This window comes from Chlorobaculum thiosulfatiphilum (genome assembly GCF_006265165.1).
GTDB classification, from domain to species: domain Bacteria; phylum Bacteroidota; class Chlorobiia; order Chlorobiales; family Chlorobiaceae; genus Chlorobaculum; species Chlorobaculum thiosulfatiphilum.
The window spans coordinates 1-11418 of sequence record NZ_VDCH01000043.1 but is presented as its reverse complement, the minus strand read 5'-3'; the positions used below and the strand labels follow the sequence as shown (position 1 = coordinate 11418).

Annotated in this window: 9 protein-coding genes; 7 read left to right on the top strand and 2 right to left on the bottom strand. The window is 58.0% G+C overall.

Annotation, left to right across the window (positions count from 1 at the left end):
• Together FGF66_RS12095 and FGF66_RS12090 are read right to left on the bottom strand one after the other, a co-directional pair.
• A partial coding sequence (locus FGF66_RS12095; RefSeq protein WP_139457885.1) for a hypothetical protein occupies positions 1-2714 on the bottom strand: 2714 nt, incomplete at its 3' end.
• Between the two features lie 241 nt (positions 2715-2955).
• Positions 2956-3762 carry an MIP/aquaporin family protein gene (locus tag FGF66_RS12090; protein ID WP_139457884.1) on the bottom strand — a complete coding sequence of 269 codons (807 nt, stop codon included), beginning with the start codon at positions 3760-3762 and terminating at the stop codon, positions 2956-2958.
• 236 nt (positions 3763-3998) lie between these two features.
• Between FGF66_RS12090 and FGF66_RS12085 the strand changes: the two genes are divergently transcribed.
• From FGF66_RS12085 to FGF66_RS12055, 7 genes are all read left to right on the top strand, one after another.
• Complete coding sequence (locus tag FGF66_RS12085; protein ID WP_139457883.1) at positions 3999-5261, top strand: glutamate-5-semialdehyde dehydrogenase; 1263 nt, start codon at positions 3999-4001, stop codon at positions 5259-5261.
• Entirely contained in the window at positions 5261-5956 is a 696-nt protein-coding gene (locus FGF66_RS12080) for an ABC transporter ATP-binding protein (protein ID WP_170181373.1), read from the top strand. The genes FGF66_RS12085 and FGF66_RS12080 overlap by 1 nt, the downstream gene beginning before the upstream one ends.
• Before the next feature lie 11 nt (positions 5957-5967).
• On the top strand, positions 5968-6207 hold the full coding sequence (locus FGF66_RS12075) for an AbrB/MazE/SpoVT family DNA-binding domain-containing protein (protein WP_139457881.1): 240 nt from the start codon (positions 5968-5970) through the stop codon (positions 6205-6207).
• 130 nt (positions 6208-6337) lie between these two features.
• Positions 6338-7633: an MFS transporter gene (locus FGF66_RS12070; RefSeq protein ID WP_139457880.1), complete on the top strand. Its 1296-nt coding sequence runs from the start codon at positions 6338-6340 to the stop codon at positions 7631-7633.
• Between the two features lie 99 nt (positions 7634-7732).
• Positions 7733-8140 carry a Fur family transcriptional regulator gene (locus FGF66_RS12065; protein ID WP_139457879.1) on the top strand — a complete coding sequence of 136 codons (408 nt, stop codon included), beginning with the start codon at positions 7733-7735 and terminating at the stop codon, positions 8138-8140.
• 165 nt (positions 8141-8305) lie between these two features.
• Positions 8306-10504, top strand: coding sequence for a catalase/peroxidase HPI (gene katG / locus FGF66_RS12060; RefSeq protein WP_139457878.1), 2199 nt, complete (start codon positions 8306-8308; stop codon positions 10502-10504).
• Positions 10505-10879: 375 nt separating this feature from the next.
• Positions 10880-11365 (top strand): DUF4062 domain-containing protein, encoded by a 486-nt coding sequence (locus FGF66_RS12055; protein ID WP_139457877.1) that lies wholly within the window; start codon positions 10880-10882, stop codon positions 11363-11365.
• The last annotated feature ends 53 nt before the right edge of the window (positions 11366-11418 follow it).

Below are 11418 nucleotides of genomic sequence, written 5' to 3'. Positions count from 1 at the left end.
AACTTGTCGATCCAACTGAGTGCGAAATCGATGGCGCGCGAAGATCGATCTCCGAGATCGTCGCGAGCAAGCAGTGGGCCCAATATGAACCCGGTTTCGGATACGAGCGGGAACTTCTCAATCCAGTTGATGGCGAAATCGATGGCTCGTGAAGAGTGAGTGCCGAGATCGTCGCGAGCAAGCAGTGGCGGTAAAACGAATCCGGTTTCGGGAACGAGCGGGAACTTGTCGATCCAACTGAGTGCGAAATCGATGGCGCGCGAAGATCGATCTCCGAGATCGTCGCGAGCAAGCAGTGGATTTAATACGAATCCGGTTTCGGGAACGAGCGGGAACTTGTCGATCCAACTGAGTGCGAAATCGATGGCGCGCGAAGATCGATCTCCGAGATCGTCGCGAGCAAGCAGTGGGCCCAATATGAACCCGGTTTCGGATACGAGCGGGAACTTCTCAATCCAGTTGATGGCGAAATCGATGGCTCGTGAAGAGTGAGTGCCGAGATCGTTGCGTTCAAGAAGTCGAGCAATAACAAAGTCTGTACCAGTATCGAGCGGGAACGTGTCGATCCAATTGACTGCGAGTTCGATGGCGCGTTCCGTGTTTTGCTCAGTTATTTCTTTACGGTTTAAAAGAGGAGCGAGGACATAGCTGGCAGTATCGGAATTCAGGTTATTAGGTAGCCAATTGAGTGCGGTGTTGATCAATTCCTGTGCAGTACCTTCAGGTAGTTCCTTTAGCCCTCGGTAAAGCAGGTGACGTGCTTCTGGGTGCAAACTATGGTTATTCAGCCACGGCGTTACGATTTGGCCCCACTCAGATATGCACACTGTCGCCCAGCCTGGTGTGCTGATTATGTTGCCTAAAGCGTATGCTGATTCACCGGCCTCGGTTGTTGCCAGCATTTGGCCCAACTCGGGACAATGCTTGCCAAGCCAAATGCCCGCCTTTTCGTGCAGTGTTGCTTCAGCTTTTGTCTCGGTTTTTTCGGAACCTTGCAGACGATTGAGAGCCGTTGCGTAACGGCCAAGCGTTCTTGCACGACCAAGTGCAGCTGTCAGGCAATAACCCAACACTGTCTCACGAAGTTGACCACTTCGATCCCACAGTACCTCGCTTAGCACTTCATCAGCAACGACATCATGCGCCGCTGTATGTTCGATGCCGCGTTGCTCGATCCAGCCAAGTGTGAGTAATTGATCTAGAACAAGCGCTGCCTTTTGGGGGGCATCGCCGCCAGCGGCAAGAAAGGCTTTACTTCCAGTTTCTTCCATGTTCTCCCTTGACAAAGGTGCAGCAGCGAGCATTGCTGCGGCGGCGATTAACAAGGGGTCTGGTTGTGCTGGTAGAAAGCTGTCTCCATTATCGATGACGACAAGTTTGTCTTCGATAAGCCGTTTGCGCAGCCAACCTGAGAGGTTTTCATTACGTATGTCGGTTAAGCCTGCTTTTTCAAGTGTGTCATTCAGAGCGCGGCGTTGTAACTCTTCTGCAATAAACATCGCAATGATTGGCCGTTGGCCACACAACTCGTGGACTTTTTCGCGCCCTAACTTTGTGACAGCTAAAGGCGCAATGCGTTCAAGGGCGATTTCTGTGATACGTGCTTTTTGGTGCACTGACGTTTCAAGAAGAATCTGCTCGGTAAACAAGGATTCTCTTTCAGTATTTCGAGTTCTCAATGACGATGGCCGCAGATTGGCAAGCAGCGCCAGTTTCATTCCGCGTTTAGCAGCGTCGGGCAAAATTCGATGGCGTACGCTGCCGAGATCGAGCTTTGGCATTTGATCCAGATAATCGAAAACAAGCAGCGTTTTTTCGTTACCTGAAAACAACACTTCTGACAGATCATCGACTGTGACACCCGGATAACCCGGTAACAAGTGGAGAACACGCCAGTTGTTTTCATCAGCTAATTGGGCAACCTCAAGAGACGTGCGTGTTTTTCCGACTCCTCCGATTCCATTGAGCAACACGCCGCCTTTGCCAGCAAGCTGTTCAAGCCGGGCAAGAATGTTTGCCGGGCAAGCATTGACATTTTCCTGCTCTGGCACGACAAATGGGAAATTATCTTCCAGCAAGTAGCGGCGGAATAGTGTCAAGCTCTCGCAGTACTCAGCATGGCTTTGAATTTTTGGAAGCTGTAAACCAATCCAGTTGTCAGCAATGCGTGGGAATCGATTGAAACTATCCTGCAAATCCGACCAATCGAGAACAAGAATCTCTTCCAACAATGGAGGACGAGTTGAATCCGACAATTCGTCGAAAAAGAAACGGACGATTTTTTCTTCCAGCTTGTCTCGGCTTGCCTGCTTTCCAATGTTTGAGCTTATGCAGTAAACATAGCTCTTGACTCGTCGCCACGGCTCAAAGTCGCCAGTCCATCCGGTTTCAGCCTGTTCTTTGAGCTTTGATGCAACTCTGTCCCAGCCCTGATTGATATTTTTCTGAAGGTCGTCACAGGTATCGTCGTGATCTTTGCATTCGATGATTTGAGGCGCAGGCAGATTGGCCAAAGCGCTTATGCCTGTTTTATCATCGATAAAAGCATCGATTGCCCCATCTCTTCCTTTGGTCGGAGAAACCGCAACGCGAAACCTGAATTCTTCACGCAACGCATCCCCGACCAACTGCTGAAAAGCGTCAGGTCGATTGGGGTGCTGTTTGGCGCGAGGGCCTTGCAATGCCGACGGATCGAAACGAGGGGGAAACAACATGGTGCATTCGTTTGAGTTGCGTGTTCCCTTGATGTTACAATATCGTAATTTTACGAATTATTCAGAGAGGATGCTCTTCACGCCGCATGAGAGGACGGGCACAAGACCCGTCCCTACATTTCATCCCAGCTTCGCGCCCCACTCTTTCTGATGAGCGGAGGCCTGCTCGTATTTTTTGCCGTCGAATTCGTGCGCCATGGTTCCTGGGTTGGTAGTTCGGAAAAAACGAATTGCCGAACGGCTACTCCTCTTCATCGTCAATGTCGAGCGTTCCCTGGGCGGCGATGGTTCCGGCGGTTGTCGGCGGCCCTTTGAGGATCCACTCGAAGAGGACGCCGATGAGCGCTCCCGAGAGCGGCCCGGCGACGTAAATCCAGGCAAGCGCGGTGTCGCCGCACACCAGCGCGGGCGCGAGCGAGCGCACCGGATTCATCGAGGCTCCGCTGACCGGCCCGGCCCACATGCACGCCAGCGCGATGTAGCCGCCGACGGCAATCGCGCCGTTGGTGCCGATGTTGCGCGCTCCCGACGAGGTGCCGAGAATGGTGTTGACCAGCGCGGCGGTCAGTACGACCTCCATTGCAAGCGCCCTCAGCGGCGTGACCTCGTGGCCCGGCAGCGTCATGCCTGCCACGGCAGCTTCGTCGCCGAACATGAAACCGAGAAAGAGCGCGGCCAGCCAGCCTCCGGCGACTTGCGCGATGATGTAGCCGGGTACGCGAATCCAGAGAAAATTGCGGCGGATGGCGAAGGCGATCGTCACGGCGGGATTGAGATGAGCGCCGCTCACCGTGCCCATGAAGTAGATGATGGCCATCACCATAAGGCCCGGCGCAACCGGCAGGAGCGCATCGGCGGCATGGTTGCCGGAACTTGCCGCCACGACCGGGCCGCCAGCCGCAACGAGCACCAGCAGAAATGTCCCCCACAGTTCAGCGAAAATCCGCTGCCATTCGTGCCTGGGATCGAGAAAATTGGGCGCGTTCTGCGTCAGCAGCATCCGGGCGCTTTGCGCCGCATGACGGCCGTTTTCGTTTCCCCTAGCCATATCACGTTTTTGGATAATCAGTTACCGATACATGGACAACGACGCGCCTCCATCGAACGCTCTACCTCTTTGCGTTCGTGTCGCTCAATAAAAGTTAAGGCAAAAATTGACGATCACGTTGCGCGGCCTCCGTGCGAGGATCATTCCACTGCAAACGCCATTGCGCCGGTTGCGGGATATTGACTATCTTTTGCGTCAACGATCATTCACCAATTTCTTTCAAGGAGCACCGTTCCATGACCGAACACGAAGCTATCGTCAAACAACTCCAGGCCGTCCAGAATGCCAGCCGCAAGATCGTCACCCTCGATACGGAGGCCATCAACGGCCTGCTCGTCGATCTGGCCGAGCGTATTCCCACCGCCGCCGAGGCGATACTCGACGCTAATCGCAAGGATCTCGAACGCATGGACGCCGCCGATCCGCGCTACGACCGGCTGCTTCTGAACGAGGCGCGGCTGAACTCCATCGCCGCCGACCTGCGCAACGTCGCCGCGCTGCCTTCGCCGCTCGACCGCGTGCTCGAAGAGCGCACGCTGCCCAACGGGCTGGAGCTGAAGAAGGTCTCGGTGCCTCTCGGCGTGATCGGCATCATCTACGAATCGCGCCCGAACGTCACCTTCGACGTCTTCGCGCTCTGCCTGAAGTCGGGCAACGCCACCGTGCTGAAGGGGGGCAGCGACGCGGCGTTCTCGAACATCGCCATCGTGGAGCTGATCCGGACGGTCATCGGCGACCGCGGCCTCGATGCCGACATGATCTACCTTCTGCCCGCCGAGCGCGAGGCGGCGCACATCCTGCTCAACGCGGTGGGCTACATCGACGTCATCATTCCGCGCGGCAGCCAACAGTTGATCGACTTCGCTCGCAAGCACTCGACGGTGCCGGTGATCGAAACCGGCGCGGGCATCGTGCACACCTACTTCGACGCGAGCGGCGACCTTGCGATGGGGCGCGACATCGTCTTCAACGCCAAGACCCGCCGCCCGAGCGTCTGCAACGCGCTCGACACGCTGATTGTGCACGAGAGCCGCATCGACGATTTGCCGGTGCTGGTGGAGCTGCTCGAAGAAAAGATGGTGCAACTTTACGCCGACGAACAGGCGTATTACAAACTGCTCGGTCGCTACCCCGACGAGCTGTTGGAGATGGCCACCCCGGAGCATTACGGCACGGAGTTCCTGTCGCTGAAGCTGTCGATCAAGACCGTCGCGAGCTTCGAGGAGGCGCTCGACCACATCGCTCGCCACAGCTCGAAGCACAGCGAGGCGATCATCGCCTCCGACCAGGCAGCGATCGACGACTTCATGAAACGGGTGGACGCAGCGGCGGTCTATGCCAACACCTCGACCGCGTTTACCGACGGTGCGCAATTCGGCCTCGGCGCGGAGATCGGCATCAGCACGCAAAAGCTCCACGCTCGCGGACCGATGGCGCTCAGGGAGCTATGCAGCTACAAGTGGCTCGTCACCGGCCAGGGACAGGTGAGGCCCGCCTGATGCTCGAAGCGCGTAACCTCGTCAAATCGTACGCCCTGCCGGGCCAGCCGCCGCTGAAGATTCTCGACGGCATCGACCTCGCGGTGGGGCCGGGTGAAATGGTGACCGTCATTGGCGCGTCCGGCAGCGGCAAGACCACGCTGCTCAACCTGCTCGGAACGCTCGACGCGCCCGACGAGGGCGAATTGCGCTTCGACGGAACGCCGATCTTTGAGGGGAGCCGCTGTATGCTGTCGAAAAAGGAGCTGGCCGCTTTCCGAAACCGCAAGATCGGCTTCGTCTTTCAGTTCCACCATCTGCTCTCGGATTTTACGGCGCTCGAAAATGTCGCGATGGCGGAATTTATCGGCACCGGCAAGCTCAAGCCCGCCAAGGAGCGAGCCGCCGCGCTGCTCGAAACGCTCGGCCTCAAGGCGCGGCTCGACCATCTCCCCTCGGAGCTGTCGGGCGGCGAGCAGCAGCGGGTGGCCATCGCCCGTGCGCTGTTGAACCAGCCGAAGCTGGTGCTCGCCGACGAACCGAGCGGCAACCTCGACAGCCGCAACAGCCGGATGCTCTACGAGCTGATGGCCTCGCTCAGCAAGGAGCGCCAGACCTCGTTCGTCATCGTCACCCACAACGAAGAGTTCGCCGCCACCGCCGACCGCTGTCTCCACATGCAGGACGGAAGGTTGCAGGCCTGCGGAAGAATCTGAACAGTAAAACGATGCAAGTCAGGCTCAGAAAAAAGAATCAGCTCACCATTCCGGCAGCGATAGCCCATTCGGCAAATATCAAAACCGACGACATGCTCGAAATCGATTGCCGCAATGGAGAAATTATTCTGACGCCGAAGTCCGAAAAACAGAGAACTGTATCCATTATGTCTTACGCCGGGATAGGCCGGGGAGTATGGGAACATACGACTGATGAGATTGCAAAAACGATCGCAAATCGTTTTGACTGAGCCTTGAAGAAAAGGAAAGGGCGAACACGCAGATTCGTCCCTACAAAAATGTGCGAATCACCGAAAATCGATATAATCTGACAACAGCTTTTTCAACCCTATCCACCGCGCAAAAACCAGACGCCCTTAAATGACCGATAACTCCACCAACGCCAAGTTAGGCCCCATCGAACTGGCCCCGTCGGTACTGCCCCGCCATGCGTGGAGCTTCCTGTTCGCGGCGTTCTTCTCGATCGGCATGGTCACGTTCGTTTCGATTGGCCAGGCTTACATCATGAACGAGCACCTGCACATTCCGGTGTCGGAGCAGGGCACGCTCAGCGGCGACCTGGTCTTCTGGACGGAGATCGTCACGCTCCTGCTCTTCGGCCCGGCAGGGGCGATCATGGATCGCATCGGCAGAAAGCCGGTCTATGCCACGGGCTTTCTCGTGCTGGCCATCGCCTACCTCGTTTACCCGCTCGTGACCGACGTCTTTCAGCTCACCATCGCCCGCATGATCTACGCCGTCGGCGTGGTGGCCGTCACCAGCGGACTGGCCACGGTGCTGGTCGATTACCCCAAGGAGCGCTCGCGGGGCAAGCTTATCGCCATCGTGGGATTCCTCAACGGCCTCGGCATCGTCATCCTGAACCAGTTCTTCGGCGGCCTGCCGAAAACACTCGTGGCGAAAGGATTCAGCGGCACGGAGGCCGGATTCTGGGCGCACGCGGCCATCGCGGGCACGGCGGTGCTTGCGGCCATCGTGCTCTTTTTCGGCCTCAAGGGCGGCACACCGGTGCGCCACGAGGAGCGGCTTCCGTTGAAAGAGCTGCTCACCAGCGGCTTCCGCCACGCCCGCAATCCGAGGATTCTGCTCTCTTACGCGGCGGCCTTCGTGGCTCGCGGCGATCAGTCGATCATCGGAACCTTCGTGCCGCTCTGGGGCATGACCACCGGCATCGCCATGGGCATGAAGCCAGCCGAAGCGGTCAAAAAAGGCACCTTCATCTTCATCGTCTCGCAGGCCGCCGCGCTCCTCTGGGCGCCGGTCATCGGCATCTTCATCGACCGCTGGAACCGCGTCACGGCGCTCACCTTCTGCATGGGGCTGGCCGCCATCGGCTACCTCTCTCTGGCGCTCATCGGTAACCCGCTCGAAACGTACTCCCTCATCTTCTTCGTGCTGCTCGGCATCGGCCAGATCAGCGCCTTCCTCGGCTCGCAGTCGCTCATCGGCCAGGAGGCTCCGAAGGAGGCTCGCGGCTCGGTGATCGGCGCCTTCAACATCAGCGGAGCCATCGGCATCCTCTTCATCACCACCACCGGAGGCCGCCTCTTCGACGGCATGAGTCCCAAAGCCCCCTTCATCATCGTCGGCGCGGTGAATTTGCTCGTGATGTTCGGCGGCATGTGGCTGCGGGCGCGTGAGGCGAAGGAAGGATGACCTGTAGGGGCGGGTCTTGCGCCCACCCGGAATGACACGCAGGGGGCGGGTCTCGCGCCCGTCCGCCCGTCCCTCTATGAAATGCAAAATTAACCGGCAATGAATCAGCAAGGCGCAATCAAACCCTATCGACACAGCCGCCAGAGAGAGCGGCTTCTGGCGATTCTTCGCGCCACCGAAAGCCATCCGACGGCGACGTGGCTCTACGACCGGCTGAAGGAGGAGTTTCCCAGCCTTAGCCTCGGCACGGTGTACCGAAACCTCGCCATCCTGATCGGGCAGGGCCTTGTCCGAAAAATCGACGCGGGCAGCACCTTCGATCGGTTCGAAGCCAAAACGACGCCACACTACCACCTGATCTGCAACAAATGCGGCAAGATCATCGATTTCGAGGAGCGCCTCTTTCCGGAAATCAACGACGCAGTCGGGCGCTCGACAGATTTCGAGATCGAGATGCACCAGATAGACTTTTTCGGAACCTGCCCCGAATGCAGGGCAAAACGTTAATACCTGTTGAAATGACCGGATATTTTTTTTAGACTGCTATTAGTAATCATTCCGATTAGTGTCAATGAGATGAGAATTCATCCCTCATCATGAACCGGGATTTCAAAGAGGTTGTTTAAAAAAAGCAGGATCGGAACATTCACGTCAAGAAAAGGAGACAACATCATGAGCGAACAAAGCAAATGCCCGGTTACGGGCAGATCCGCCGGTCAATCCGCCGCAAGCGGCGGACGGCCAAACCGCGACTGGTGGCCGAACCAGTTGAATCTCGACATGCTGCATCAGCACTCCTCCCTGAGTGATCCGCTTGGGCCGGAGTTCAACTACGCCGAGGAGTTCAAAACGCTCGACCTCGCAGCCGTGAAGCGAGACCTCCACGCGCTTATGACCGATTCGCAGGAGTGGTGGCCCGCCGATTACGGCCACTACGGCGGCCTGTTCATCCGCATGGCGTGGCACAGCGCGGGCACCTACCGCACTGGCGACGGACGCGGCGGCGGCGGCACGGGCAACCAGCGCTTCGCGCCGCTCAACAGTTGGCCCGACAACGCGAACCTCGACAAGGCGCGGCGACTGCTCTGGCCGATCAAGCGGAAGTACGGGCGCAAACTCTCCTGGGCCGACCTCATGATTCTGGCGGGCAACTGCGCTCTGGAGTCGATGGGCTTCAAGACCTTCGGCTTCGGCGGCGGGCGCGAAGACATCTGGGAGCCGGATGAGGATATTTACTGGGGCAAGGAGGTCGAGTGGCTCGGCAACAGTCGCTACAGCGGCGAGCGCGATCTCGAAAATCCGTTGGCCGCCGTGCAGATGGGGCTGATCTACGTCAATCCCGAAGGGCCGGATGGCAACCCCGATCCGGTTCTGGCGGGCAGGGACATCCGCGAAACCTTCGCCCGCATGGCGATGAACGATGAGGAGACCGTGGCGCTCGTGGCGGGCGGGCACACCTTCGGCAAGTGCCACGGCGTCGGCGATCCGAAGCTGGTGGGGCCGGAGCCGGAAGCCGCCCCCATCGAGGAGCAGGGACTCGGCTGGAAGAGCGGTTTCGGCAGCGGCAAGGGGGACGAGACCTTGACGAGCGGACTGGAGGGCGCGTGGACTCCCGACCCGATCCACTGGGACATGGACTATCTGGGGATGCTCTACAAGTACGAGTGGGAGCTGACCAAAAGCCCCGCCGGCGCATGGCAGTGGAAGCCGAAGGATGTCGCCGAGGAGGATCTCGCCCCGGCGGCGCACGACCCGTCAAAGCGTGTGCCGACCATGATGACCACCGCCGACCTGGCGATGCGCATGGATCCGCTCTACGGCCCGATCTCGCGCCGCTACTACGAACACCCCGACCAGTTCGCGGATGCATTCGCGCGGGCGTGGTTCAAGCTGACGCACCGCGACATGGGGCCAAAATCGCGCTATCTCGGCGCTGAAGTGCCGGATGAGGACTTGATTTGGCAAGACCCGGTGCCGCCGGTCGATCACGAGCTGATCGGCGACGAGGAGATCACGGAGCTGAAAAAGCGGCTGCTCGCCACCGGCCTGTCGATCCCGGAGCTGGTTTCGACGGCCTGGGCGTCGGCCTCGACCTTCCGCGGCTCCGACAAGCGCGGCGGCGCGAACGGCGCTCGCATCCGCCTCGCCCCGCAGAGAGAGTGGGAGGTGAACCAGCCCGAACAACTGCATCGGGTGCTGGGAAAAATCGAGGAAATCCGCGCCACGTTCAATGGCGAAAGAACGGACGGAAAGCGGGTTTCGCTCGCCGACCTGATCGTGCTCGGCGGATGCGCGGGCGTCGAAGAGGCCGCCAGACGCGCAGGCAGCGAGGCAACCGTTCCCTTCACGCCGGGGCGCACCGATGCCTCGCCGGAGCAGACCGACGTGGAGTCGTTCGCCGCGCTCGAACCGAGAGCCGACGGCTTCCGCAACTACGTCAAACAAAAATACAGCGTATCAGCGGAGGAGATGCTGGTTGACCGGGCACAACTGCTGAGACTCACCGCACCGGAGATGACCGTACTGCTTGGCGGCCTGCGCGTCCTGAACGTCAACGTCGGCCAGACGCCGCACGGCGTCTTCACCAAACGACCGGAAACGCTCAACAACGACTTCTTCGTCAACCTGCTCGACATGGGCACGGAGTGGAAACCGGCATCGAAAGAGCACGACACCTTCGAGGGCCGCGACCGCAAAACCGGCGAACCGAAATGGACAGCCACGCGCGTTGACCTCATCTTCGGCTCAAACGCAAGGCTACGCGCCATCGCAGAAGTTTACGGAAGCGACGACGCCCAAGAGAAGTTCGTGCGCGACTTTGTCGCCGCGTGGGATAAGGTTATGAACCTTGATCGGTTCGATATTGGGTGAGGTTTAGCGAGGAAAAAGCCCGGCAGGCTGAGGGGTAGCGGTTATCCTGAGGTCTGCCGTTTTTTTTGTAATGCTGAGCGAAGCGAAGCATCCGATAAAAGCCCAAAGCCCCCTTCATCATCGTCGGCGCGGTGAATCTGATTGTGATGCTGGGAGGAATGTGGCTGCAGGCGCGGGAGGCGAAGGCGGGGTGAAAAAATTGCAGTATGACAGGAAAGGAGTGCCTTGTCATGCTGAACAAAGTGAAGCATCCAGTTTAGATTCGATCCTCACAAAACCACCACACTGACAAGCACTGGAGCGATTTTTTCAGTACATTTTTTATTGAGCTGAAAATATTCCAATCGCAGAATTTCAACCCCGGAGGATCGGACGATGAGCAAACCGGCATCTGCTTCTGATGGCACGAATGGCAAGACGAATCATCAACCGCAGCTTCTGCATCAGGTTATGATTTCGAGTACCGGTTCCGATCTTAAAGGTCATCGCGAGTTGCTGAGCAGTGCCATCAACAGCCACGGGCTTCATCCGAATATCATGGAGCATGATTCGGCAAAGCTTGTCGATGTCATTGAATCGTCTCTGGAAAAAGTGCGTGACAGTGCCGCTTATATTTTGATCATCGGGCAAAGGTACGGGCAGACGCCTGAATGTCCGACTCGGAATCCCGACAAGCTCTCCATCACAGAACTCGAATTCAATGAAGCAGCTCGACTTGGGCGTCCGACATTACTATTCGTGATGGGCGAAGAGCATGATGTAAAACCGAGAGATGTAGAAAAAGAGCCCGAAAAGATCATCAAGCTCAATGCCTTCAGAGAACGGGCAAAGCAGCAAGGGTCTGTTCAACTAAGTGTGTAAACGGTCGTAATCAAACGGGAAGCCGTCCTTCGAATTTAATGGAAAACTGGTTG